Origin of the sequence: Pseudomonas sp. SCT (genome assembly GCF_003864275.1) — a bacterium.
In the GTDB taxonomy this organism is placed as follows: Bacteria; Pseudomonadota; Gammaproteobacteria; order Pseudomonadales; family Pseudomonadaceae; genus Stutzerimonas; species Stutzerimonas stutzeri_AE.
Genome location: NZ_BDJA01000002.1, coordinates 443,431 through 465,362 on the forward strand (window position 1 = coordinate 443,431; position 21,932 = coordinate 465,362).

Below are 21,932 nucleotides of genomic sequence, written 5' to 3' on the forward strand. Positions count from 1 at the left end.
CGCTGCGCCGTGGTGCGTCAGCCCTGGGCGACGTGGTCGAAGTGGGTCAGTCGCTCGGCTGTCCGGCTGTCCAGATAGCGCTGCACAAGTGCGACCTCCGCGGGCAGCATGAACAGGCCGAGCTTGGTGCGGCGCCAGAGGATGTCTTCTGCCGTCTGCGCCCATTCCTCGACCATCAGGTAGTCCACCTCGCGCGCGTGCAGGCCGGCGCCAAAACACTCGCCAAGGTCCTGCAGTGAATCGGTGCCCTTGAGCAGCAGCCAGCTGCGGCTGCCGTAGGTGCGTGCCCAGCGTCGGGCAATCGGACCGGGCAGCCACGGATAACTGGCGCAGAGTGCGTGGGCCAGCGCCGATGGTTCGTCCAGATGCTCACCGCCAGGCAGCGCCGCGTCGTGCGTCCAGGGTCTTTTCATTTCGGGAAACAGCGGCGCCAGCTGCGCCAGTGCCGCTTCGGCGAGCTTGCGATAGGTGGTCAGCTTGCCGCCGAATACCGAGAGCAGCGGCCCCTCGCCGGCGCTGTCGCTGAGCGTCAGCGTGTAATCGCGGGTGATCGCCGAGGGCTGGTCGGACTCGTCATCGCACAGCGGTCTGACCCCGGCATAGCTGTAGCGGATGTCGGCGCGGCTCAGCTGATGCTTGAAGTGCGCGTTGACGATGGCCAGCAGGTAATCGATCTCCGCGTCGGTGATCCGCACCTGTGTCGGATCGCCGTGGTACTCGTGGTCGGTGGTGCCGATCAGACTGAACTGGCCGAGGTACGGCGTAATGAACACGATGCGCCGGTCTTCGTTCTGCAGGATGTAGGCGTGGTCACCCTCATAGAGTTTCGGCACGACGATATGGCTGCCCTGGATCAGGCGCATGCCGTGAGGCGAAGTCTGCCGCAGTTGCTCTTCGATGAACGAGGCTACCCAAGGACCCGTGGCGTTGACCAGCGCGCGGGCGCGGATCGAAAAGCGGCTGCCATCCTGGCGCTCCAGATGCAGGTGCCAGAGCGCCTTGCTGCTGCGTGCACTGACGCAGCGAGTGCGGGGGTGGATATGGGCACCCAGCTCGCGTGCGGCCATCGCGTTGAGTACAACGAGGCGCGCATCGTCGACCCAGCAATCGGCATATTCGAAGCCGTGGGTGATCTCATCCTTCAGTGGGCTATCGGCGCCGAAACGCAGGCTGCGCGAACCACCGAGCTTCTCGCGTTTGCCGAGGTGATCGTAAAGAAACAGGCCGGTGCGGATCATCCATGACGGGCGTAGATGCGGACGGTAGGGCAGCACGAAGCGTAGCGGGGTGACGATGTGCGGCGCCTTGGCCAGCAGCACTTCGCGCTCGGCCAGCGCCTCGCGGACCAGGCGCAGCTCGTAATGTTCGAGATAGCGCAGGCCCCCGTGCACCAGCTTACTGCTGGCGGAGGAGGTGTGTTCGGCCAGGTCGCCCTGTTCGCAGAGGAACACCGACAGGCCGCGCCCGGCGGCATCCGCGGCAATCCCTGCGCCATTGATGCCGCCGCCCACCACGGCCAGGTCGTAGACTTCCGCGAGCGGTGCAAGAAGAGGATGATTCATGGGCGCTTATAACTACCGATTCTTTGTTGCGTTACGTTACCGCCATTCATTAACCAATAGCACTACCAAGCCATGACACCAGCCATCGACCTGTTGAAAAAAGCCCGAGCCGAGCACGCCGTACACAGCTACGAGCACGATCCGAAATCCGCCTCCTATGGTCTGGAAGCAGCCGAAAAGCTCGGGTTGGAGCCGGCACGGGTATTCAAGACGCTGCTCGCTTGCAGCGAGAAGAACGAGCTGCTGGTCGCCGTGGTGCCTGTCGCCGGCACCCTGGATCTCAAGGCGCTGGCTCAGGCGGCCGGCGTGAAAAAGGTCGAGATGGCAGACCCTATGGCGGCCCAGCGTGCCACCGGTTACCTGGTTGGTGGTATCAGTCCGCTGGGGCAGAAGAAGCGCCTGCGCACCTTTCTCGACAGCTCTGCGCAGGCGCACGCCACCATCTATGTCAGCGCCGGTCGTCGCGGACTGGAAGTGGAGCTGGCGCCGGCTGTGCTCGCCGAGCATACGAAGGCCATGTTCGCTGCAATCGGGCGTGCCTAGAGATCCGTCACGCTGCCTTTTTTGATGTCGGTTTTTTTCTACTGAAAAAGGCAAGCGCTTTCTTTCCATAGCGTGATGGCGTCGAGCTATATTGAGTGCTCCGCTGGCTGCCAGAACGAGATCCTTTTGAATTTATCCGCCGTGGCTACGAGGCCAGGACCTTCCTTCGCGGTGCGCGCCTTCTTTCCCCGGGCCATAGGACTGGCGGTCGGTTTCATCTGTGTGGCCGTCGTCTTGCTGGACAGACAAACGCCCGGGTGGGTATGGGGGTTGCTGGTCGGCTTCTGCTTCATCTGGCCATCCTTGGCGCTGAGCCTGTCCCAGCGGGCCCGTTCGGCAACCATCAGCGAACGCCGATTCGTGCTGTTCGACTCGCTGATGGGCGGTTTCTGGGTCGGCACGATGGGGTTCAACGTGCTGCCTTCGGCCATGCTGGTGTCGATGATGGCGATGAACAACACCGCCACCGGCGGTGCGCGATTCGTCTTGCAGGGGCTGTTGGCGCAGCTGATCGGCGCGGGGCTTTCGGTGCTGGTACTGGGCTTTGAATTTTCCCCGTATACCAGTCAGCTGCAGATGTATGCGTGTCTGCCCATGCTGGTAGTGCATCCGCTGACCATCGGCATGGTGCTCTATCGGCTGGCGTCTCAGCTCGGTGAAAACAAGCGGGCGCTGCGCAGCCTGAGCCGCACCGACAGCCTCACCGGCCTGTTCAATCGTGGCTACTGGAACGAGTTGCTGCAGCTGGAGTTTTCCCACTGCAGGGCGACCCGCGGCGTCGCCAGCCTGGCACTGATCGATCTGGACAATTTCAAGCTGGTCAATGACCGGCACGGCCATGTCATTGGGGACGAGCTGCTGCGTCAGGTCGGCCAGTGCATCCGGCGCAACCTGCGTGCCGAGGACATGCCCGGGCGTTACGGCGGGGATGAATTCTGCGTCGTGCTGCCGGGTGCGCGTGCGCAGGACGCCTGGGAAGTGCTCGAGCGGCTGCGCACCGAAATTGCTGCGTTGGACTTCCCGCTGGCGCCCATGCTGAGCGCCAGCCTGAGCATCGGCATTGCCGAGTGCGACCCGCGCATGAGTGATGTGCTCGCTTGGGTACATGCCGCCGATTCGGCGTTGTACGACGCCAAACGCCTCGGGCGAAATCGCATTTCCTTGGCGCAGCCGCTGCAGCGTGAGGATGCTGCGGTGGCACTCGCTGCCGACTGACTGATTCAGCAGAACGGCCGGCCAAGGTGGTCTCCCCGGTCAGGAGTGGCTGCGGATGGCCTCGAGCGCCGAGCGCTCGGCCTGGATTTCCGCGGCGGTGCGCAGCCCCAGGCGGCGAAACACCGGTAGCGGTGGACACCAGCCCTGCAGCGCGTGCTGCAGCAGAAAGCCGCCCACTACCAGCGGAATGCCGAGGAATTTGCGGTCGACGGTCAGGCCCAGCACAGCGCCGGCTACGACCAGTGTTGCCGCATTCGCTTCAAGAGTGCGCTCGATGTCCCATTCCCGTTCCAGCTCGCGCAGCCGACGGCCGATCTGTTGCGGGTGTTGTCGGTAGTACTCCACCGAGCGCTCGGTGCGCCGTCGAATCTGCTGGTTGACGTGTTCGGCGGTGTGCGCAGGAACCCTGTTCACGGTCGAGGGAAGTGCCATGGGAGTCGCCTCCTTTCTGCAGTTGTCTGGGATGACCTCACTGCATTAGGTAGGCGATAGTCCCGGCAGGTTCAGTGCGAATCATGCATCAAGGCGCTGCAGCAAAGCCTCGGTGTCGGCTGCACCCATCATGCGTGCGGCAGCCAGCGCCGTTGCGCCGTTGCTATCGCTGGCCCGCGGATCGGCGCCCTGCGTCGCCAGGTACTCGACAATTGCCACGCGGTTGAACATTGCGGCCATCATCAGCGCGGTCTTGCCATCCTCACAGCGGCTTTCGACGTCGGCGCCGTGCTCGAGCAACAGTTTGACCATCGCCAGGTCACCCTTGAACGCAGCGCCGGCAAGCGGTGTGTGTCCGCGACGGTTACGCAGCTGCGGATCGGCGCCGTGTTGCAGCAGTAACCGGCTGGCGTCGAGGTGGCCGTGGTAGCTGGCAAGCATCAGCAGGCTGTCGCCAGCGTGGTTGCACAGGTTGGCAGGCATGCCCTGGACGAGCAGTTCACCGAGGCGGGCGCTGTCGCCGCCACGGGCGCTATCGAACACCTGCTCGGCAAAGGCCAGGGTGGCGTCATCCAGCTCCGGTAGCGGCTTGGGTGCTTGCGACATGACGGTTCTCCGTTCGACTGTAGGGCGGCTGCGTTTGCTGAGTTGTAGCCGATTGTCCAGCCGCCGGCCGGGCTGTGCCAGGCAAGGCTTTCTATGTGACGGATAGTGGAGCTGTATGTCATGCAGCAACGATGCGGAGACAAGCCGGTGCGCTATCACAACCCGGCATTCTGCGGTTCTGGTCTGATGTTCCGAGAGCGGCGGATCGGCAGCCCATCAGTCAGGTTCGCCGCCACGCCCCAGCACCAAGACGGTCCGGCTATGGCAGTATCAGGCGCCTGTGTCCCCCGACTGCCTCCATCATGAAGCCTGAAGATCTCGAACGTCTGGTAACGCAGACGATGCCCTACGGCAAATACAAAGGCCGGTTGATCGCCGACCTGCCCGGCCATTACCTCAACTGGTTCGCGCGCGTTGGCTTCCCGCCTGGCAGCCTCGGCCAGCTGCTCGCGCTGATGCACGAGATCGATCACAACGGGCTCTCAGCCCTGCTCGAACCGCTACGCCGGCGCAACGCATAGTGGGTGGTCGCGGCGCGGCTGGCCGCTATTGCTCGAGTTCCTGGCGCAGCGCTTCCAATGCAGGTGCGGCATAGATGCCCACTTCCACCGCCAGCTCCATCAGCCGCGGCACGTCGCAGGTATAGATCAGCACTGCCTGCAGCTCGTCATCCAGTGGTTCGCTGAAGTCCACCAGCACGTAGCCGCCTTTCTCGGGATAGAGGCTGCTCAGCTGTACCTGGATGCGATTCAGCGCCGTCAACGGCTCGGTCTTGGCGAGCTGCTTGGGCTTCAGAACGAAGGTCACGCTGTCGCCGAAGGAGGCGACGATCTCGCTGAAGAGCGTCTGGTAATCATCGGCCTGGAACAGCACCGTTTCCGGAAGGCTGCCCACTACCACCCATTCACCCAGCGGGATAGGGAAGCTGTCGTCGTAATTGATGTCGGGGTTGGCCTTCAGAAAGGCTTGCGGATCGGCGTAGGCCTGGGCGGCCTCATCGGCGACGCGGGCGATTTCCTCGTCAGTCATGCAGCCGGAGCTGATGAGGGTGATCAGTTCGGCAAGTTGTTCTTTCATGGGCAGTCCTGCGGTAGTGAGCGCGCAAGGATAACCAAGCTCATCGGTTCGTGCGCATCCTTGCCAGGCGGGAGCATCGTTGCGTTAGGCATATGCAAAGCAGTTCTAAGCTTATTCTGTTTCTGGAGGACTGCCGCTGCGCTGTGTTAGCGTCCGTCTGCGACAAGCTGCCGCACACATAAGAGAGCGTCGGGATCACGATGCCGGTGGCGCGACAGCATAACTACAACAGCTGATGAGGCCTTTCATGAAACTAACTCGCTGGCCCTTGGCCGGTGTGGCTGCGTTGTTGCTGACAATGCAGGCACAGGCTGCCGACGGGCAAAAGATCTATGCGCAAGGGGGCGCTAATCCTGCCGCGATGGCATGTGGCACCTGCCACGGCGCCGATGGCATGGGAATGGCGGCTGCAGGCTTTCCGCGCCTTGCGGGAATTGATGCTGCCTACACGCGCAAGCAGCTTGCTGATTTCCGCTCGGGTAGCCGAGCCAATCCGATCATGCAGCCAATCGCTGCTGCGCTGAGCGATGACGAGATCCAGGCCATCGCTGCGACCCTGGAGGCAATGCCAGCACCGTCGTACGCCGCAATCGGCCGTGCGGAGAAAGCCGAAGGTGCCGGCGCCACGCTGGCATTGCGAGGCGCCTGGGGGCGCAACATTCCCGAGTGCGTGGCATGCCATGGGCCGGGCGGCGTGGGCGTCGGCGAGAGCTTTCCGCCGCTGGCTGGGCAGTCGGCGCAGTATCTCAGTGCGCAGCTCAACGCCTGGCGTCAGGGTACGCGCAAGAATGATCCGAATGACCTGATGGGGCATATCGCCCGCTCCATGACCGATGCCGAGGTCCAGGCGGTATCGGAATACTTCGCCAGTGTGGGACTCAAGGAGATCAGCCAATGAGAGCGCACCTGATGCTCGGCCTGCTGGCCATGGCTGTCGGCAGCCCGCTACATGCTGCCGAAATCAAGATGGACGACCAGTCGCAGCTGACTCAGCAGACGTCGAATGAATCCGGCGAGCAGTATTTTCAGCCTCCCAAGGAGAGCGAGCTGCCCGCCAATGCCTACGGCGAGCTTGTTCAGCAGGGGCGGGCGATTTTCGTCGACACCCAGAAATATGCAGCCGAATACGTCGGCAATGGCATGAACTGCACCAATTGCCACATCGAACAAGGTCGCAAGGCCAATTCCGCTCCCCTGTGGGGCGCCTATCCGATGTATCCGGCCTACCGGAAGAAGAATGACAAGGTCAACAGCTACGCCGAGCGGGTGCAGGGCTGCTTCCAGTTCAGCATGAACGGCAAGCCGCCGGCCGCCGATAGTCACGTGATCAATGCATTGACGGCCTATTCCTACTGGCTGTCGACCGGAGCGCCGACCGGCCAGGAACTGCCGGGGCGTGCCTACCCAGAGGTTCCGCAGCCCAAGGCGGGATTCGACGTTGCCAAGGGCAAGCAGGTCTATGCCGAACAGTGTGCGATCTGCCACGGTGACAATGGCCAGGGCCAGAAGGCTGGCGACGGTTATGTCTTCCCACCGCTATGGGGCAAGGACTCGTTCAACTGGGGTGCCGGCATGCATCGGATCAATACCGCGGCGGCGTTCATCAAGGAGAGCATGCCGCTGGGCAAGGGTGGTTCGCTCAGTGACGACGACGCCTGGCATGTCGCCGCCTACATGAACAGCCATGAGCGGCCGCAGGATCCGCGCCTGGTCGAAGGCTCGGTGGAGAAGACGCGCGTGCGCTATCACGCCAACGACGGCGTCAATCTATACGGCCAGGAGGTCGGCGGCGTCGTGCTTGGGCAGGGCATAAAGTAGAACTGGCAAGTGTGTTGTGGAACCAAAGAGGGCGCCATCTGGCGCCCTCTTCATATCCGGACTATACGGTCACGGGTTGATGCGCCAAATGGCTTAATTCCTGCCCCTGGAACCTGCGCAATGTTACGGATTCTTTCAGCTTTTCATGCACAATAGCCGCCATAAGAGGCGCTGGAATGATCGTGGTTGGCCAAGGCTAGCCGCCGTACCGTCCCACCGTCAGTACGATCAAGCCCTATTCGAGAGGAACGACTGTGTACAACGTCGTCATCAGCGGTACCGGCCTTTACACCCCTGCCAGCAGTATCTCCAACGACGAACTGGTGGAGTCCTTCAACATCTACGTGCAGCGCTTCAACAGCGAGAATGCCGCTGCCATCGAGGCCGGCGAGATCCAGCCGCTGCCGGAGTCCAGTTCCGCCTTTATCGAGAAAGCCTCCGGGATCAAAAGCCGGTATGTCACCGACAAGGCCGGCATCCTCGATCCTGAGCGCATGGTTCCGCGCATTCCCGAGCGCAGCAATGACCAGTGGTCGATCCTCTGCGAGATGTCGGTCAAAGCGGCCGAAGAAGCACTGGCCCGCGCCGGCAAGACGGCGGCCGACATCGATGGCGTGATCGTCGCCTGTTCGAATCTGCAACGCGCCTATCCGGCCATCGCCATCGAAGTGCAGGCCGCGCTCGGTATCAAGGGCTTCGGCTTCGACATGAACGTCGCCTGCTCGTCCGCGACCTTCGGTATTCAGAACGCGGTGAACAGCATCAAGCTGGGGCAGGCGCGCGCGATTCTCATGGTCAACCCGGAAATCTGCACCGGACACATGAACTTCCGCGACCGCGATAGCCACTTCATCTTTGGCGATGCCTGTACTGCGGTGATCATCGAGCGCGAAGATCTGGCTACTTCCGAGCATCAGTGGGAAGTGCTGAGCACCAAGCTGGTAACCGAATTCTCGAACAACATCCGCAACAACTTCGGCTTCCTCAACCGTGCTGCCGAAGAGCACATGAACGATCCGGACAAGCTGTTCATCCAGGAAGGTCGCAAGGTGTTCAAGGAAGTCTGCCCGATGGTGGCGGAGCTGATCGGCGAGCACCTGGGCGAGAACGGCATTGCGGTGGAATCGGTGAAGCGCTTCTGGCTGCACCAGGCCAACCTGAACATGAACCATCTGATCGTGCGCAAGCTGCTCGGCCGTGACGCTACCGAGCAAGAGGCGCCGGTGATCCTCGACACTTACGCCAACACCAGTTCGGCCGGCTCGGTGATCGCCTTCCACAAGCATCAGGACGACCTGCCCAGCGGCAGCCTTGGCGTGCTCAGCTCGTTCGGCGCCGGCTATTCGATCGGCAGCGTGATCCTGCGCAAGCGCTGATCGTCAGCGCTGGCCGCAGCAGCCGGTCAGCTCCCGCATACGACGCAGCACGGCGGTCATGCCGTTGCTGCGTGACGGCGACAGTTGCCGCGAAAGGCCGAGGCTGTTGAACCATTCAGCCATGTCCACCGCCGCCAGCTCGCCCGCATCCAGACCGTTCACCCTGGCCAGCAGTACGGCCAACAGCCCTCGGATGAGTCGGGCATCACTGGACGCGCGAAAATGCCATCGGCCCGCATGTGGCGTACCGATCAGCCACACGTGACTTTCGCAGCCTGATACCAGATTGGCTTCGCTACGCTCACTGTCGTCCAGCGGTTCCAGCCGTTCGCCCCACTGCATCAGCAGGCGTGCGCGCTGCTCCCAGCCGGCTGCCTGGGTGAAGGCGTTCAGTGCCTCGGCGGCGGTTTGCGGCAGACCAGTCATTGCAACAGCTCCAAGGACTGATCCAGCGCGCTGAAGAAGCGTTCCAGGTCGGCTTCATCGTTGTATAGCCCTAGCGAGACGCGCGTGGCGCCATCCAGGCCGAGATGCTTCATCAGCGGCATGGCGCAGTGATTGCCGCTGCGCACGGCGATGCCCTGTTCGGTGAGCAGGTGACCCAGATCGGCGTGATGCACGCCTTCGACGACGAAGCTGGCGAGGGCGAGCTGCGGCGAGCCGAGCAGGTGGATGCCGTCGCGTGCGGAAAGCCCGGCGAGCAGCTGAGCGTGCAGCGCCTGTTCATGACGGTCGACGGCGGTGAGGTCGAGCCCGGCCAGATAGTCCAGCGTGGCACCGAGGCCAATGACGCCAGAGATCGGTGGTGTTCCCGCCTCGAAACCCAGTGGCGCGGCGTGGAATTCAGCACTCTGGTAGTCGGCGATCCGCACCATCTCGCCGCCAAACTGCCAGTGACGCAGCTGCAGTAGTGATTCGCCGCGGCCATAGAGCGCACCGACGCCGTCCGGCCCGTAGAGCTTGTGGCTGGACAGCACATAGAAGTCGCAGCCCAGCGTGGTCATGTCATGGCGACCATGAACCACGCCTTGCGCACCGTCGACGACAGTCAGCGCGCCCTGTGCTTTGGCCAGGCGCAGCAGCTGGTCGAGCGGCTGCCAGCAGCCGAGCACGTTGGACAGTTGACTCACCGCCAGCAAGCGCGTGCGCGGCCCGATCAGCGCAGCCGCCGCGGCGAGGTCGATACGCCCTGAGGCATCGATTGGCAGCACCTGCAACCTGGCATTGCGACGTTTGGCCAGCTGTTGCCAGGGCAGCAGATTGGCGTGATGTTCGAGGGCGCTGATGACGATTTCATCGTCGGCCTCGATCAGATGTTCCAGTCCGTAGGCGAGCAGATTCAGTGCTTCGGTCGCGCCACGGGTAAAGACGATTTCGGTCGGGCAGGCAGCATTCAGCCACTTCGCCACCTTGATGCGGGCGTCTTCGTAGGCGCGGGTGGCACGTTCGGCCGGCTGATGCTGGGCTCGATGCACATTGGCAGCGCCGCAGGTGTAATAGCCGCTGAGGGCATCGATCAGCGCCTGCGGTTTCTGAGCCGTGGCGGCGCTGTCGAGGTAGGTCTGGCCTTGTGCTTCGAGTACCGCCAGAGCGGGGAAGTCGGCACGCCAGGGAGAGAGCAGGGCCATAAGCGGCAAACCTCCAGCTGCAGGGGATGCGGCAAGGCAGGCGCTTATGGCTCGCAGCTTGCCGCTGCTCCTGCGTCAGTTATGCGCGTGCAGCGCCTCGTTCAACTCGATGGCCGACTTGTGGGTCTTGCACTCCACTGCACCGGTCTGTGAGTTGCGACGGAACAGCAGGTCGCTCTGGCCGGCTAGTTCGCGGGCCTTGACCACCTTCACCAGCTGATCGTTCTCATCGAGCAGGCTGACCTTGGTTCCGGCGGTGATATACAGACCGGATTCCACGGTGTTGCGGTCGCCCAGCGGAATGCCGATGCCGGCATTCGCGCCGATCAGGCAGCCCTCGCCGACGGAAATGACGATGTTGCCGCCACCGGAAAGCGTGCCCATGGTCGAGCAGCCGCCGCCGAGGTCCGAGCCCTTGCCGACGAACACGCCAGCCGAGACGCGGCCTTCGATCATGCCTGGACCCTGGGTGCCGGCATTGAAGTTGATGAAGCCTTCGTGCATCACGGTGGTGCCTTCACCCACATAGGCGCCGAGGCGTACGCGGGCGGTGTCGGCGATACGCACGCCGGCCGGCACCACGTAGTCGGTCATCTTCGGGAACTTGTCTACCGAGAAGACTTCCAGCAGGTCGCCCTTCAGGCGCGCTTCCAGTTGGCGCTCGGCAAGCTCGCCAAGGTCCACGGCGCCCTGGTTGGTCCAGGCGACGTTCGGCAGCAGCGGGAAGATGCCGGTCAGGTTCAGACCATGCGGCTTGGCCAGACGGTGGGAGAGCAGGTGCAGCTTGAGGTACGCCTCGGGCGTCGAGCTCAGCGACGCGTCTTCGGCCAGCAGCGTCGCGACCAGCGGACGCTGGCTTTCGGCCAGGCGGGTCAGCAAGGCGTACTGCGTCGCATCGAGCGGCTTGAGTGCATCGGCCAGTTGGGCGGCCTGGCTGGTCGTGATGGTGATCGCCTGATTACCACCGGCGTAGCCGAGCAGCGGGGCAACGGCGGCTACCAGCTCGCCGGCCGGCTTCAGCAGCGGCTGCGCGTAGAAGACTTCCAGCCAGTCGCCCTGGCGGTTCTGGGTGCCTACGCCAAAGGCGAGGCTGAATAGGGTTGCGGACATAGGATTTCCTTTTTTGTCGGCCGCGCCGTCTGGTGGGCGGCTATCAGTTCGGCGCTGCCACTGCGGCAGCGTAAAGATCGGGCTTGAAGCCGATCAGGGTTCTACCGCCCAGGTCGAGTACAGGGCGTTTTATCATCGACGGTTGGGCCAACATCAGCTCGATGGCCCGGGCCTGGTCAAGATCGGCCTTTGCAGCGTCGTCCAGCTTGCGGAAGGTGGTGCCTGCACGGTTGAGAACGGTTTGCCAGCCGTGTTCGTTGCACCAGGCTTCCAGATGGGCGCGGTCTATGCCGGCGCTCTTGTAGTCATGGAAGTCGTAGCTCAGTCCGTGTTCGTCGAGCCAGGTACGGGCCTTTTTCATGGTGTCGCAGGCTTTGATTCCGTATAGGCACAAGCGCTGATCTGATCCGGACATAAACGACTCTCCAAAGGCTCCTGCAAAACTGGACGGCGGATTATGCCATGCCTGGCCGAGCGATGGATGGCGGAGCGTCAGCACACATGCCGTGCGTTCGGATCGAAGTCATGCTCGATTGTTGCGAGCCTCAGTCCTTGCCCATCTCGCCCAGCACCTGATCGATTGCCTGGGCATTCTGCGGCCGTACCACGCGCCCCAGCTCCTGACCGTTCTCCAGCAGGATCAGGGTCGGCCAGAGTTTGACGCGAAACGAACGCCCCAACGGTCGGCCCGGACCGTCCTCGATCTTCAGGTGATTGATGCCCTCCCGGTCGGCCAGCGCCTTGGCAATCCCCGCCTGCGCGGCACGGCAATGTCCGCACCATGCAGTGCCGAATTCCAGCAGTACCGGCCCGTGCATGGCATCGACTTCGGCGCGGCTGGGTTCGGTCTGCGCATAGTGTTCAGTTATGTTCATGGCGAGGTCCTCCACATATCCATTCAGGTTCGAGCCTGCCACCAGACGGTCGTTCAGCCACCGCTCTCGACCTTTTACAGCGATGGTGTTGTCCATTGATGACAATCGCAACGGTGAGGTGACAAGTAATGGCGCGCAAGCATTTCGAGAATTTCGAAGCGATTTCTTCGGCGGTGCCTGCCGAGGATGCTTTCGAGGCGGTGATTGCCATCAAACGACGCGACAGCGACGAGCATGTGCAGGTATTCAAGATCGCCGATGGTCGTCGCTACGACTTGGCATCCGAAGCCGATGCGATTGCCGAGGCAGCGTTGACTAAAGTGATAGAGGTCAGCGACGACGGCGAGCTGATCTGGGAAGAGCACGCAATCTGAACCGGAGGCGTTGTATGAGTGATCACGACGAGCGTACCGAGCATGCGCATGAGCCGGCGGATGCCGATCGGCATGAGGAGCATCCGACGGCGGATATTCCTGAGCACATGAAGCCGGAAAACCTGGAAAAGCTGCGCGACTACGGCAAGGACATGATCCCGCCTGGCGTGGCTTGAAGGTCGATGACCGGGCGGCTGGACCGCCCGGTGCGCTGTCAGAGCGTTTCGATGAAGTGGCGAATTCGCTGGGCTGCTTCGATGCATTCGGCTAGCGGTGCGACCAGTGCCATGCGAACGCGCCCAGCCCCTGGCGAAGCACCATCCACCTCGCGTGACAGGTACGAGCCGGGCACTACGGTGACGTGCTCGCGGGCGAAGAGCTCACGGGTGAATTGCTGGTCATCCATCGGCGTTTTCGGCCAGAGATAGAAGCCACCGTCCGGGCGTTGCACGTCCATGACCGGCGCGAGGATCTCAAGCACCGCATCGAACTTGGCGCGATACAGCTCGCGGTTTGCCCGCACGTGGATTTCGTCATTCCAGGCGGCAATGCTCGCCAGCTGGGTTTGCACCGGCATCGCGCAGCCGTGGTAGGTCCGGTAGAGCAGGAAGGCCTTGAGGATTTCGGCGTCACCGGCGACGAAGCCTGAGCGCAGCCCAGGGAGGTTCGACCGCTTGGACAGGCTGTGGAAAACCACGCAGCGCTGGTAGTCATTACGCCCGAGGGCGGCGCAGGCGGTCAGCAGGCCTGCTGGGGGATTGGCTTCATCGAAATACAGTTCGCTGTAGCACTCATCCGCCGCGATGACGAAGTCGTACTGGTCGGCCAAGGCGATCAGCTTCTTCAGCGTTTCGAGCGGTACGAGGGCGCCGGTCGGGTTGCCCGGCGAGCAGAGAAAGAGGATCTGGCAGCGTTGCCAGACTTCTGCCGGTACTGCAGCGAAGTCCGGGTTGAAGCCGTTCTGCTCCAGGCACGGCAGATAGTGCGGCGTGGCGCCTGCCAGCAACGCTGCGCCTTCGTAGATCTGATAGAACGGGTTGGGGCTGACCACCAGGCCGTCCGTTTCGCGGTCGACCACGGCCTGCGTGAATGCAAACAAGGCTTCCCGCGTACCGTTCACCGGCAGCACATGCCGTGCAGGATCCAGGGCATCGGCTGCGAGACCGAAGCGCCGCTCGCACCACCGGGCAATGGTTTCACGTAGCGCAGGAATGCCAAGCGTGGTCGGGTATACCGCCAGCTGATCGAGATTGTCCGCCAGCGCCTGGGCAACGAAGTCCGGCGAGCGATGCTTGGGTTCACCGATCGATAGGGCGATGTGGCGCTTGTCAGTCGGCGCTTCGGCACCGGCGAGCAGGCCGCGCAGCTTTTCGAACGGGTAGGGATGCAGCAGATTCAGGGCGTTGTTCATGGGTGCAGTTCTTTCAGAGTGTGCGCGGCGAACGCCCCGCATTCGTGATGTCAGTCGTTGCGCCCGCCACCGTAGTAGGCGCAGCCACGCAAGGTCTGCCCGTCCAGGCGAAGTTCGGCGCTCAGATGGCTGACGGTGCCGCTGGCACTGTCGACGCAGCGCTGCGGCGCAACCCAGAGGTCGAGCCGATGCTCATTGGCCTCACTGGTAAAACTGAGCTGGCCGCCAGGCAACTGCTCCTCAAGATAGGGCAGAGCAATGGGCGACTCCCCTTGGCGCACCAGCAACATACCGCGCGTGGTCACTGTGACCGTCCAGCCGGGTTCATGTCCGCTGGCGCGAAGGATTAGCTGCTTGAAGTTATCCTCGTCGCAGCCGTGACCTTCTCGCTGCAGCCGGTAGATACGAGTGATAGAGAGCTGGCCTTCGACGCCCGGCTTCGCCTGGCTGAGCGTCCCACGCAGGTCGGCGAACAGTCGGTCCTGCGCATGGGTCATCAGCGTCTGCGCTTCTTCCTCAAATCCCGTATTTGCGTCCAGCAGCGTCAGCGTCCGTTGCCCCTGGCAGCTCTGCAGTTGCAGATGACCATCGATCTGCCGAACCTCGCCTTGCAGGCGTTCGGTTGCCGGTTGTGCCGGGCTGCGATCAGCGAAAAAGGACTGGCAACCCGCCAGGGGCAGGAGCAGTACAGCCAGTAGCAGGCGGGAAGCGATCATTCAGGAGGCCCGGCATGTTTCGAAGGGACGGCAGCCCTGCGGCTGCCGCGGAGAGGATTCAGTTGCCTTTGACGGCCTTGCCGCCGACGCGGCCTTCTTCGAGCATGATCTGGTATTCCTTGCCATCGGTTTCGACCTGATGCAGGCGAACCAGCAGATAGTCCCAGTCCTTGGCGAACCAGAGGATGGTTTCGCGCTTGCTCTGGGTCGGGTCCCGCACGCGCTCGACCTTGATCGCATCGACCTGACCGGCCTTGGTGCTGACCTTCTCTTCGCCAAGTACGCGGAAATCGTAGGTTTCGATCTCATCGCCATCGACGACCTGATAGCTCATGCTTTTCTTGCCGGCCGCCACTTCGTGCTGCAGAGCCAATTGATAGGTGGACTTGTCCAACAATCCGCGATGCAGCGGCAGCTTCACCGGATCGCCGCGATCACTGCCCTCGACCTGCTTGTTGTCCCAGTTGAATCGATGCTCGACGCGCTTGCCTTTACCCAGGCCGCTGCGCTTGAGGCGATAGCTCAGCGGCAGGAAGGTGTCGCCCTCGATACGGAAGGTGCTGCGTTCGTTGAGGCTGGCGACCAGCATGGATGCGTCGAAATCCAGTCGCCAGCTTTCATCATCCAGTTGCTCGAGGCTGCGCTGGGCAGTGCCGCTGACCGGCACCTGTTTCCAGTCGGCGGTATAGGTTGCGGAGAAGGGCTTGAGCTCCAGAGCTTGGACCGGCAGGGCCAGCACGGCGAAAGCAAGCAGCAAGGCGCGACGCATGTTATCTCCTAGATTCTGATCTGATAGCCGGAGGCCGGCAGGGTGACGCCATCCAGCATCGCGCCTTGTTCGGCAAGGCGCAAGCGCCCCTCGGCGAACCAGCGCATCGCCAGCGGGTAGATCTGATGCTCTGCCGTATGCACCCGCTGAGTCAGCTCGTCGACGTTTTCGCCCGCTGCGACCGACAACGCTGCCTGGATCGCTACGGGCCCGCCGTCCAGTTCCTCGGTGACGAAGTGCACGCTGCAGCCGTGTTCGCTATCGCCCGCTTCGAGTGCCCTTCGATGGGTATCCAGGCCCTTGTATTTGGGCAGCAGCGACGGGTGGATGTTCAGCAGGCGACCCTGGTAGTGGCGGACGAAACCGGGCGTGAGGATGCGCATGAATCCGGCCAGAATCACCAGATCCGGCGCATAGCCGTCGATCATCTCCATCAGCGCGGCGTCGAACGCCTCGCGGCTACCGAACGCCTTGTGATCCAGTACGGCGGTTGGGATGCCCGCGCCCTGCGCACGGATCAGACCGAACGCATCGGCGCGGTTGGCAATCACGGCACGAATGCACGCGGGATTGCCATCGGCCTGGCTGTCGATCAGGGCCTGCAGGTTGCTGCCAGACCCTGAAATCAGTACCACTACATTGCAGGTCGCGGTCATCAGTGCTGTTTCAGATTGTTCAGCACGACGCGTTCGGCGCCTTCCGCGGCGTTGGCGATCTGGCCGATGATCCATGGCGATTCGCCAGACGCGCGCAGGTTGGCCAGCGCGGATTCGACCTGGTCCTGAGCGATGCAGATAACCATGCCAACGCCACAGTTAAGCACGCGGTGCATCTCGTGCTCGTCGACGTTGCCCTTCTCCTGCAGCCAGTCGAATACCGCCGGGCGGGTCCAGCTAGCCACGTCGATGATCGCCTGGGCACCGTCCGGCAGAACGCGTGGAATGTTGTCCAGCAGACCACCGCCAGTGATATGCGCCATGGCCTTGACCGCGCCGGTGTCCTTGATCAGCTTGAGCAGCGGCTTGACATAGATACGCGTCGGGGCCATCAGCAAGTCAGCCAGCGGCTTGCCGTCGACCTGGGTGCTGTCGATGCCGGTGCCGGACACTTCGATGATCTTGCGGATCAGCGAATAGCCGTTGGAGTGCGGGCCGGAAGAGGGCAGTGCGATCAGCGCGTCGTCAGCGGCAACCTTGGAGCCGTCGATGATCTCGGCCTTCTCCACTACGCCAACGCAGAAACCGGCCAGGTCGTAGTCCTCGCCTTCGTACATCCCCGGCATTTCAGCGGTTTCGCCGCCCACCAGCGAGCAGCCAGCCAGTTCGCAACCGGCGCCGATGCCTGTGACCACGGTGGCGGCCACGTCCACGTTGAGTTTGCCGGTGGCGTAGTAGTCGAGGAAGAACAGCGGCTCAGCACCACAGACCACCAGGTCGTTGACGCACATGGCGACCAGATCCTGGCCGATGCTGTCGTGCTTGTTTAGGTTCAGCGCCAGGCGCAGCTTGGTACCGACGCCGTCGGTGCCGGAAACCAGCACGGGCTGCTTGTAGCCAGCCGGAATTTCGCATAGGGCGCCGAAGCCGCCCAGGCCGCCCATAACCTCAGGTCGAGCGGTGCGCTTGGCCACGCCTTTGATGCGTTCGACCAGCGCTTCGCCTGCATCGATGTCGACGCCTGCGTCCTTGTAGCTGAGGGAGGGTTGCTTGCTCATAGAGTCCGGACCTGTAAAAGGAGTGCGGGTGTCGACCGGTCGGTTCTGCATCCAGGCCTTGCAAACGATTTCGGGCATCTGGTGTTGCCACCAGTGCGGCCGAGTGAACGCAGGGCTTGCCCCCTGCACCGCGTTTGCCACTGGCGCTGGATACCGGGCTCGAGGAGCGCCGGAACCGGTCTGCGGAAAGCGCGCGATTTTATCAGGCTTGCCGCACAGCGGCCATCCCGATAGCGGTGACCCAATGGGTTTGGCTGTTGTTTGCTTACGCAACTGTGCGGTCGGCGGTTGCCGCCTCCGGGACGGCTGTTTAAGGTGTAGCGTCCCGTCCCTCCTTACTTCCTGCCCTGGTGGCCTGCGAGAAACAATCATGCGCCTTATCTATCGCCTAATCGTCCTGTGCCTTGCGCTGGGCGCGGCCTTGCCCAGCCAAGCCGAACAGCTCAGAGGCCTCTATCAGGTGCGCGAGGCTGTTTCCGGCCAACAGGCCGAGGAGCGTGCCGCCGCATTGCAACGTGCCTTCGATACCCTGTTACTCAGGCTAACCGGCGATGCGCAAGTGGCCAAGCGCCAGGAAGTTGCTGCGCTACGGGAGGACCCGCAACAACTGATCAGTAAATATGGCTACGAGGGCGAGCATATCGTTGTCGACTTCGATCCGGGCACGACCGAGCGAAGCCTGCGGCGTGCCGGCGTGTCCCTGTGGGGCTCCAATCGGCCGACGCTTCTGGTTTGGTGGTTGAACGAGCGGGTCGAGGGCACCCAGCTTCTGGGCGATGGGCAAGACGGTGCAGCGCCGTTGCGCGCTGCAGCGCAGCATCGTGGTCTGCCGGTGCGTCTGCCGCTGGCCGACCTGTCCGAGCAGCTGCTGGCCACGCCAGACGCGTTCGGTGCGAATAGCCGCCAGGTGTTGGGCGACGCCTCCGAGCGTTATGACGCCGATGTGCTGCTGGCCGTCCATGCCCGCGAGGCCGACTCCGCCTGGCAGGGTGATTGGAAGGTCTGGCTCGATGACGAGGCGCACGACGGCAAGGCCAAGGCCGATTCCCTCGAGGGATTGGCTGATGCGGTGCTGCTGGCGGTCAGTCAATATCTGGCGCCGCGCTATGTGGTCGCCCCGGGCGCCGCGTCGGATATCACCCTGGAAATCATCGGAGCCGACGTTGCGCGCTTCGCCGAACTGGATCGGTTGCTGGAGCCTTTCGGTGGCAGCCTGTTGAGGGTGGAGAGCGATCGCCTGGTTTATCGGGTCAACGCCAGCCCGGAGCAGCTGCGCGCGCAGTTGTCGCTGGCACGCCTGCAAGAAGTTCCAGAGGATGAGCCGCCGCTGGATGCCAGTCAGCCCGTGGTTGAGCCCGGCGATGGGGCAGGTGCGTCTGCGGCGCCTCAGGGCGGTACAGTGCTGCGTTTTCGCTGGTAGTACAGCACTCGGTACTTCAGTGTTTTTGTGATCGTCCTGCAGGGAAGGCATTAATGACTATGAATGATTCGAACCGTTGGCTGGGGCTGGCGGGCCTGCTGCTATGCGCCTGGCTGGTCTACCTGCTTACGCCAATCCTTACGCCGTTTCTGATCGGCATTCTGCTCGCCTATCTGGGCGACCCGCTGGTCGATCGTCTGGAGCGCTGGGGGCTGTCCCGGACCTGGGGGGTGATTGCCGTATTCGCTCTGTTCAGTCTGCTGATGTTGCTGATGCTGCTGGTCCTGCTGCCCATGCTGGGCAAGCAGCTGGTGAGGCTCTATCAACTGGCGCCGCTGACCCTGGACTGGTTGCAGCACCAAGCCTTGCCGTGGGTGCAGCTGCAGTTTGGTCTGGAGGAAAACTTCTGGCGCCTCGACCAGCTCAAGGCCGCTTTCTCCGCCCATCTGGGCAGTACTACCGATGTGCTCGGCATAATCCTGAGTCGAGCCACGGCGTCCAGCCTGGCACTGCTGGCCTGGATCGGTAATCTGTTGCTCATTCCAGTGGTCAGTTTCTATCTGCTGCGCGACTGGGATCTGATCATGCTCAAGCTGCGTAGCCTGCTGCCGCGCAAGCGTGAGGGCATGGTGGTGCGGCTGATGAGTGAATGCCACGAGGTGATCGGCGCATTTCTGCGTGGTCAGCTGCTGGTGATGCTGGCGCTGGCCATCATCTATGCCTCCGGTCTTATGCTGGTAGGGCTTGAGCTGGGACTGCTGATCGGCGTGCTCGCCGGGCTTGCCAGCATCGTGCCCTACATGGGCTTCGTCGTCGGGATCGGCGCGGCCGTAGTGGCTGTGCTGTTCCAGTTCGGTCTGGCGCCTTATCCACTGCTGGGCGTGGCGGCAGTATTTACCGTCGGGCAGATGCTCGAAGGCATGCTGCTGACTCCGCTGCTGGTGGGCGATCGAATCGGACTGCACCCGGTCGCGGTGATTTTTGCGGTGCTCGCCGGCGGGCAGCTGTTCGGTTTTACCGGCGTTCTGCTGGCGCTTCCGGTGGCGGCCGTGATCATGGTTCTGCTGCGCCATGTTCACGATCTCTATAAACTCTCGGACCTTTACGCCGAGCCCGCCGGTGCACCGGCCGAACCACCCAGCCAGCCATGAAACCCATCCAGCTTCCCCTTGGCGTCCGCCTGCGCGACGACGCCACCTTCGCCAACTTCTATCCGGGCGCCAATGCCGCGGCGCTCGGCTATGTGGAACGGCTATGCTCGCCGGCCGCCGGCTGGTCCGATGAGCTGATCTATCTCTGGGGGCAGGCGGGTGTTGGCCGCAGCCACTTGCTGCAGGCGGCCTGCCTGCGGGTGGAGGAGCGCGGCGAGCAGGCCGTTTATCTGCCTTTGGCCGAAGTGGTCGAGTACGGTCCGGCCCTGCTGGACAATCTCGAGCAATGCGAACTGGTCTGCCTGGACGATCTCGATGCGGTAGCGGGAGATGCGGTTTGGGAGGAGGCGCTGTTCCATCTGTTCAACCGGCTGCGTGACGCCGGTAGGCGGTTGCTGCTGGCTGCGAACGGTTCGCCGAGGGAGCTGCCAGTGAAGTTGCCTGACCTCAAGTCGCGCCTGAGTCTGGCTCTGGTGTTCCTGCTGCAGCAGCTGTCCGACGAGGACAAATTGCGAGCTCTGCAACTGCGTGCTTCACGTCGGGGACTGAACCTGCCGGATGACGTAGGCCGCTTCATCCTGACCCGCGGCTCGCGCAGCATGAATGCTCTGTTTGAACTGCTCGACCAGTTGGATCAGGCGTCGCTGCAGGCACAGCGCAAGCTGACCATTCCCTTTCTCAAGGAAACGCTCGGCTGGTAGTCGGCCGGTTGCGATGGAAGCGCCGCTGCGCGCTCCCATCGAGTGCGTTCTCAGGCTTCGCCCATCGCCTTGCGCTCGTATTGGTAACTCCAGCGGGTATACAACAGCGCCGCAACGAACAGCGTCATGCTGATCGCTGCTTCCAGCAAGCCGTAGATCATCCGTGCCGGGTCGATAGCTGCCAGCACGCCCTGGATGAAATACAGGTTGACGATAAAGCAGAGCCAGGCGTGCGCGCGCGGACTGCCGGTGACCATGCCGGGGGCGACCAGCAGCAGTGGGATGAGCTGGATGCTGACCACAACCCAGGTCCGCGCGCCGTGCAGATCGGCGAATACGAGGTTCCACACGGTCAACAGCGCCGCAAGGCCGAAGAAGCTGGCCAGGCTGATCGCACGGCTGGCTTTTACCCGGGGGGTTAGCCAGTCCAGGGATGGCAGCGGTTTACGTTTCTTAGCCACGAGATGTCTCCAGCTGCTGTGCGGTGCGCGCCAGGCGCTGCCCAAGGGCGCGACACAGAGCGATTTCATGTTCGTCCAGCAAGCGCTTGCCGTCGGCGCCGGCATGATGGCTGGGACCGTACGGCGTACCGCCGCCATGGGTTTCCAGCAGTGCGTTCTCGCTATAGGGCAGGCCGAGTACCAGCATGCCGTGATGCAACAGCGGCAGCAGCATCGACAGCAGGGTGCTTTCTTGGCCGCCGTGCAGGCTGGAGGTCGAAGTGAACACGCCGGCTGGCTTGCCGACCAACTCGCCGGTCAGCCACAGGCTGCTGGTGCCGTCGAGAAAGTATTTCATTGGCGCCGCCATGTTGCCGAAGCGAGTCGGGCTGCCAAGTGCGAGGCCGGCGCAATTCTTCAGGTCTTCGAGGGTCGCATACAGAGCACCGGAGTCCGGAATGGACGGCGCAACCGCTTCGCATTCGGCGGAAACGGGCGGGACCGTGCGCAGACGCGCTTCCAGCCCTGCCATCTCCACGCCGCGGGCGATCTGCCGGGCCATTTCCGCTGTGGCGCCGTGGCGGCTGTAATACAGCACAAGGATATAGGGCGTGCTCACGGTAGGATCTCCAGCACTTTCTCCGGTGGTCGGCCGATGATCGCCTTGTTCCCGGCGATCAGGATCGGGCGTTCGATCAAGCGTGGGTGTTCGATCATGGCGTCGATAAGCTCGGCTTCGCTGAGCTCGGGGTTGGCCAGGTTGAGGCTCTTGTACTCTTCTTCACCGGTGCGCAGCAATTGCCTGGCGGTGAGCCCCAGCTTATCCAGCAGGGCGCAGAGTTCAGCGGCGCTTGGCGGCGTTTCCAGATAGCGCACGATTTCAGGCGACAGGCCGCGGGCTTCGAGCAGTTCCAGCGCTCCGCGTGATTTCGAGCAGCGGGGATTGTGGTAGAGGGTAAGTTCGGTCATTTGTAGTTGCGTCTCGCCGGATGAG

28 protein-coding genes are annotated in these 21,932 nt (G+C 62.9%); 11 read left to right on the top strand and 17 right to left on the bottom strand.

The genetic code is table 11. From position 1 onward, the window contains the following. Positions 1–17 precede the first annotated feature (17 nt). The gene (glpD, locus tag BHD08_RS06590) at positions 18–1,562 is read right to left on the bottom strand and encodes a glycerol-3-phosphate dehydrogenase (protein WP_125021231.1); all 1,545 of its coding nucleotides are present in this window, start codon (positions 1,560–1,562) and stop codon (positions 18–20) included. 72 nt (positions 1,563–1,634) lie between these two features. On the opposite strand from glpD, the gene ybaK reads away from it, so the two are divergent. Beyond that, a complete protein-coding gene (ybaK, locus tag BHD08_RS06595) occupies positions 1,635–2,105 on the top strand; it encodes a Cys-tRNA(Pro) deacylase (protein WP_015276318.1) in 471 nt (156 codons plus the stop codon). Between the two features lie 126 nt (positions 2,106–2,231). Continuing rightward, positions 2,232–3,320, top strand: coding sequence for a diguanylate cyclase (locus tag BHD08_RS06600; RefSeq protein WP_125021232.1), 1,089 nt, complete (start codon positions 2,232–2,234; stop codon positions 3,318–3,320). A gap of 39 nt (positions 3,321–3,359) precedes the next feature. Here the strand turns inward: BHD08_RS06600 and BHD08_RS06605 are convergent, their stop codons facing one another. Both BHD08_RS06605 and BHD08_RS06610 read right to left on the bottom strand, forming a co-directional pair. Further along, on the bottom strand, positions 3,360–3,752 hold the full coding sequence (locus tag BHD08_RS06605; protein ID WP_125021233.1) for a DUF2892 domain-containing protein: 393 nt from the start codon (positions 3,750–3,752) through the stop codon (positions 3,360–3,362). A gap of 81 nt (positions 3,753–3,833) precedes the next feature. After that, positions 3,834–4,358 carry an ankyrin repeat domain-containing protein gene (locus tag BHD08_RS06610; RefSeq protein ID WP_125021234.1) on the bottom strand — a complete coding sequence of 175 codons (525 nt, stop codon included), beginning with the start codon at positions 4,356–4,358 and terminating at the stop codon, positions 3,834–3,836. A 302-nt stretch (positions 4,359–4,660) separates the two neighbouring features. Between BHD08_RS06610 and BHD08_RS06615 the strand changes: the two genes are divergently transcribed. Continuing rightward, the gene (locus BHD08_RS06615) at positions 4,661–4,879 is read left to right on the top strand and encodes a DUF3820 family protein (RefSeq protein ID WP_015276322.1); all 219 of its coding nucleotides are present in this window, start codon (positions 4,661–4,663) and stop codon (positions 4,877–4,879) included. A 25-nt stretch (positions 4,880–4,904) separates the two neighbouring features. Here BHD08_RS06615 and BHD08_RS06620 read toward each other — a convergent pair whose 3' ends face one another. Then, on the bottom strand, positions 4,905–5,435 hold the full coding sequence (locus BHD08_RS06620) for a hypothetical protein (RefSeq protein ID WP_125021235.1): 531 nt from the start codon (positions 5,433–5,435) through the stop codon (positions 4,905–4,907). Positions 5,436–5,682: 247 nt separating this feature from the next. On the opposite strand from BHD08_RS06620, the gene BHD08_RS06625 reads away from it, so the two are divergent. From BHD08_RS06625 to BHD08_RS06635, 3 genes are all read left to right on the top strand, one after another. Then, positions 5,683–6,333 (top strand): cytochrome c, encoded by a 651-nt coding sequence (locus BHD08_RS06625; RefSeq protein ID WP_125021236.1) that lies wholly within the window; start codon positions 5,683–5,685, stop codon positions 6,331–6,333. Then, positions 6,330–7,253 carry a c-type cytochrome gene (locus tag BHD08_RS06630; RefSeq protein WP_125021237.1) on the top strand — a complete coding sequence of 308 codons (924 nt, stop codon included), beginning with the start codon at positions 6,330–6,332 and terminating at the stop codon, positions 7,251–7,253. Before BHD08_RS06625 ends, BHD08_RS06630 begins: the two co-directional genes overlap by 4 nt. A 254-nt stretch (positions 7,254–7,507) precedes the next feature. Beyond that, positions 7,508–8,629, top strand: coding sequence for a beta-ketoacyl-ACP synthase III (locus BHD08_RS06635; protein ID WP_125021238.1), 1,122 nt, complete (start codon positions 7,508–7,510; stop codon positions 8,627–8,629). 3 nt (positions 8,630–8,632) lie between these two features. On the opposite strand, the gene BHD08_RS06640 is transcribed toward BHD08_RS06635, so the two are convergent. The 5 genes from BHD08_RS06640 to BHD08_RS06660 form a co-directional block, all read right to left on the bottom strand. Continuing rightward, positions 8,633–9,055 carry a SufE family protein gene (locus BHD08_RS06640; RefSeq protein ID WP_015276327.1) on the bottom strand — a complete coding sequence of 141 codons (423 nt, stop codon included), beginning with the start codon at positions 9,053–9,055 and terminating at the stop codon, positions 8,633–8,635. After that, complete coding sequence (locus tag BHD08_RS06645; RefSeq protein ID WP_125021239.1) at positions 9,052–10,257, bottom strand: aminotransferase class V-fold PLP-dependent enzyme; 1,206 nt, start codon at positions 10,255–10,257, stop codon at positions 9,052–9,054. The genes BHD08_RS06640 and BHD08_RS06645 overlap by 4 nt, the downstream gene beginning before the upstream one ends. Before the next feature lie 75 nt (positions 10,258–10,332). After that, entirely contained in the window at positions 10,333–11,367 is a 1,035-nt protein-coding gene (dapD, locus tag BHD08_RS06650; RefSeq protein WP_125021240.1) for a 2,3,4,5-tetrahydropyridine-2,6-dicarboxylate N-succinyltransferase, read from the bottom strand. A gap of 43 nt (positions 11,368–11,410) precedes the next feature. Then, positions 11,411–11,782, bottom strand: coding sequence for an ArsC family reductase (locus BHD08_RS06655; RefSeq protein WP_015276330.1), 372 nt, complete (start codon positions 11,780–11,782; stop codon positions 11,411–11,413). A gap of 130 nt (positions 11,783–11,912) precedes the next feature. Then, positions 11,913–12,242: a thioredoxin family protein gene (locus BHD08_RS06660; protein ID WP_125021241.1), complete on the bottom strand. Its 330-nt coding sequence runs from the start codon at positions 12,240–12,242 to the stop codon at positions 11,913–11,915. Between the two features lie 128 nt (positions 12,243–12,370). Between BHD08_RS06660 and BHD08_RS06665 the strand changes: the two genes are divergently transcribed. Beyond that, on the top strand, positions 12,371–12,616 hold the full coding sequence (locus BHD08_RS06665) for a hypothetical protein (RefSeq protein WP_015276332.1): 246 nt from the start codon (positions 12,371–12,373) through the stop codon (positions 12,614–12,616). 14 nt (positions 12,617–12,630) lie between these two features. Continuing rightward, a complete protein-coding gene (locus BHD08_RS23050; protein WP_177412644.1) occupies positions 12,631–12,792 on the top strand; it encodes a hypothetical protein in 162 nt (53 codons plus the stop codon). A gap of 38 nt (positions 12,793–12,830) precedes the next feature. On the opposite strand, the gene dapC is transcribed toward BHD08_RS23050, so the two are convergent. From dapC to purM, 5 genes are read right to left on the bottom strand one after another with little or no spacing between them, the layout of a single operon-like run. Continuing rightward, the gene (dapC, locus tag BHD08_RS06670; RefSeq protein ID WP_125021242.1) at positions 12,831–14,027 is read right to left on the bottom strand and encodes a succinyldiaminopimelate transaminase; all 1,197 of its coding nucleotides are present in this window, start codon (positions 14,025–14,027) and stop codon (positions 12,831–12,833) included. A gap of 50 nt (positions 14,028–14,077) precedes the next feature. Next, positions 14,078–14,743 carry a COG3650 family protein gene (locus BHD08_RS06675; RefSeq protein ID WP_125021243.1) on the bottom strand — a complete coding sequence of 222 codons (666 nt, stop codon included), beginning with the start codon at positions 14,741–14,743 and terminating at the stop codon, positions 14,078–14,080. A 58-nt stretch (positions 14,744–14,801) separates the two neighbouring features. Then, complete coding sequence (locus tag BHD08_RS06680) at positions 14,802–15,512, bottom strand: DUF3108 domain-containing protein (protein ID WP_125021244.1); 711 nt, start codon at positions 15,510–15,512, stop codon at positions 14,802–14,804. Positions 15,513–15,520: 8 nt separating this feature from the next. After that, on the bottom strand, positions 15,521–16,168 hold the full coding sequence (gene purN, locus BHD08_RS06685; protein WP_125021245.1) for a phosphoribosylglycinamide formyltransferase: 648 nt from the start codon (positions 16,166–16,168) through the stop codon (positions 15,521–15,523). Continuing rightward, on the bottom strand, positions 16,168–17,226 hold the full coding sequence (gene purM, locus BHD08_RS06690; RefSeq protein WP_125021246.1) for a phosphoribosylformylglycinamidine cyclo-ligase: 1,059 nt from the start codon (positions 17,224–17,226) through the stop codon (positions 16,168–16,170). The genes purN and purM overlap by 1 nt, the downstream gene beginning before the upstream one ends. Positions 17,227–17,596: 370 nt before the next feature. On the opposite strand from purM, the gene BHD08_RS06695 reads away from it, so the two are divergent. Genes BHD08_RS06695 through hda form a run of 3 tightly spaced genes read left to right on the top strand, consistent with a single transcriptional unit; the run spans position 17,597 to position 20,498 of the window. Then, on the top strand, positions 17,597–18,646 hold the full coding sequence (locus tag BHD08_RS06695; protein ID WP_125021247.1) for a DUF2066 domain-containing protein: 1,050 nt from the start codon (positions 17,597–17,599) through the stop codon (positions 18,644–18,646). Positions 18,647–18,699: 53 nt separating this feature from the next. Next, a complete protein-coding gene (locus BHD08_RS06700) occupies positions 18,700–19,797 on the top strand; it encodes an AI-2E family transporter (RefSeq protein ID WP_015276340.1) in 1,098 nt (365 codons plus the stop codon). Further along, complete coding sequence (gene hda, locus BHD08_RS06705) at positions 19,794–20,498, top strand: DnaA regulatory inactivator Hda (RefSeq protein WP_125021248.1); 705 nt, start codon at positions 19,794–19,796, stop codon at positions 20,496–20,498. The genes BHD08_RS06700 and hda overlap by 4 nt, the downstream gene beginning before the upstream one ends. Positions 20,499–20,548: 50 nt before the next feature. On the opposite strand, the gene BHD08_RS06710 is transcribed toward hda, so the two are convergent. Genes BHD08_RS06710 through arsC form a run of 3 tightly spaced genes read right to left on the bottom strand, consistent with a single transcriptional unit; the run spans position 20,549 to position 21,907 of the window. After that, complete coding sequence (locus tag BHD08_RS06710; RefSeq protein ID WP_125021249.1) at positions 20,549–20,959, bottom strand: DUF2069 domain-containing protein; 411 nt, start codon at positions 20,957–20,959, stop codon at positions 20,549–20,551. Continuing rightward, complete coding sequence (gene wrbA / locus BHD08_RS06715; RefSeq protein ID WP_125021250.1) at positions 20,952–21,557, bottom strand: NAD(P)H:quinone oxidoreductase; 606 nt, start codon at positions 21,555–21,557, stop codon at positions 20,952–20,954. Before wrbA ends, BHD08_RS06710 begins: the two co-directional genes overlap by 8 nt. After that, positions 21,554–21,907: an arsenate reductase (glutaredoxin) gene (gene arsC / locus BHD08_RS06720; protein ID WP_041756940.1), complete on the bottom strand. Its 354-nt coding sequence runs from the start codon at positions 21,905–21,907 to the stop codon at positions 21,554–21,556. The genes wrbA and arsC overlap by 4 nt, the downstream gene beginning before the upstream one ends. Positions 21,908–21,932: the final 25 nt, after the last annotated feature.

What these genes read in the sequence shown, in the direction of transcription:
- glpD (WP_125021231.1), bottom strand. Translation starts at nt 1,562, where the DNA reads ATGAATCATCCTCTTCTTGCACCGCTCGCGGAAGTCTACGACCTGGCC.
- ybaK (WP_015276318.1), top strand. Translation starts at nt 1,635, where the DNA reads ATGACACCAGCCATCGACCTGTTGAAAAAAGCCCGAGCCGAGCACGCC.
- BHD08_RS06605 (WP_125021233.1), bottom strand. Translation starts at nt 3,752, where the DNA reads ATGGCACTTCCCTCGACCGTGAACAGGGTTCCTGCGCACACCGCCGAA.
- BHD08_RS06610 (WP_125021234.1), bottom strand. Translation starts at nt 4,358, where the DNA reads ATGTCGCAAGCACCCAAGCCGCTACCGGAGCTGGATGACGCCACCCTG.
- BHD08_RS06615 (WP_015276322.1), top strand. Translation starts at nt 4,661, where the DNA reads ATGAAGCCTGAAGATCTCGAACGTCTGGTAACGCAGACGATGCCCTAC.
- BHD08_RS06620 (WP_125021235.1), bottom strand. Translation starts at nt 5,435, where the DNA reads ATGAAAGAACAACTTGCCGAACTGATCACCCTCATCAGCTCCGGCTGC.
- BHD08_RS06625 (WP_125021236.1), top strand. Translation starts at nt 5,683, where the DNA reads ATGAAACTAACTCGCTGGCCCTTGGCCGGTGTGGCTGCGTTGTTGCTG.
- BHD08_RS06630 (WP_125021237.1), top strand. Translation starts at nt 6,330, where the DNA reads ATGAGAGCGCACCTGATGCTCGGCCTGCTGGCCATGGCTGTCGGCAGC.
- BHD08_RS06640 (WP_015276327.1), bottom strand. Translation starts at nt 9,055, where the DNA reads ATGACTGGTCTGCCGCAAACCGCCGCCGAGGCACTGAACGCCTTCACC.
- BHD08_RS06645 (WP_125021239.1), bottom strand. Translation starts at nt 10,257, where the DNA reads ATGGCCCTGCTCTCTCCCTGGCGTGCCGACTTCCCCGCTCTGGCGGTA.
- dapD (WP_125021240.1), bottom strand. Translation starts at nt 11,367, where the DNA reads ATGTCCGCAACCCTATTCAGCCTCGCCTTTGGCGTAGGCACCCAGAAC.
- BHD08_RS06655 (WP_015276330.1), bottom strand. Translation starts at nt 11,782, where the DNA reads ATGTCCGGATCAGATCAGCGCTTGTGCCTATACGGAATCAAAGCCTGC.
- BHD08_RS06660 (WP_125021241.1), bottom strand. Translation starts at nt 12,242, where the DNA reads ATGAACATAACTGAACACTATGCGCAGACCGAACCCAGCCGCGCCGAA.
- BHD08_RS06665 (WP_015276332.1), top strand. Translation starts at nt 12,371, where the DNA reads ATGGCGCGCAAGCATTTCGAGAATTTCGAAGCGATTTCTTCGGCGGTG.
- BHD08_RS23050 (WP_177412644.1), top strand. Translation starts at nt 12,631, where the DNA reads ATGAGTGATCACGACGAGCGTACCGAGCATGCGCATGAGCCGGCGGAT.
- dapC (WP_125021242.1), bottom strand. Translation starts at nt 14,027, where the DNA reads ATGAACAACGCCCTGAATCTGCTGCATCCCTACCCGTTCGAAAAGCTG.
- BHD08_RS06675 (WP_125021243.1), bottom strand. Translation starts at nt 14,743, where the DNA reads ATGATCGCTTCCCGCCTGCTACTGGCTGTACTGCTCCTGCCCCTGGCG.
- BHD08_RS06680 (WP_125021244.1), bottom strand. Translation starts at nt 15,512, where the DNA reads ATGCGTCGCGCCTTGCTGCTTGCTTTCGCCGTGCTGGCCCTGCCGGTC.
- purN (WP_125021245.1), bottom strand. Translation starts at nt 16,168, where the DNA reads ATGACCGCGACCTGCAATGTAGTGGTACTGATTTCAGGGTCTGGCAGC.
- purM (WP_125021246.1), bottom strand. Translation starts at nt 17,226, where the DNA reads ATGAGCAAGCAACCCTCCCTCAGCTACAAGGACGCAGGCGTCGACATC.
- BHD08_RS06695 (WP_125021247.1), top strand. Translation starts at nt 17,597, where the DNA reads ATGCGCCTTATCTATCGCCTAATCGTCCTGTGCCTTGCGCTGGGCGCG.
- BHD08_RS06700 (WP_015276340.1), top strand. Translation starts at nt 18,700, where the DNA reads ATGACTATGAATGATTCGAACCGTTGGCTGGGGCTGGCGGGCCTGCTG.
- hda (WP_125021248.1), top strand. Translation starts at nt 19,794, where the DNA reads ATGAAACCCATCCAGCTTCCCCTTGGCGTCCGCCTGCGCGACGACGCC.
- arsC (WP_041756940.1), bottom strand. Translation starts at nt 21,907, where the DNA reads ATGACCGAACTTACCCTCTACCACAATCCCCGCTGCTCGAAATCACGC.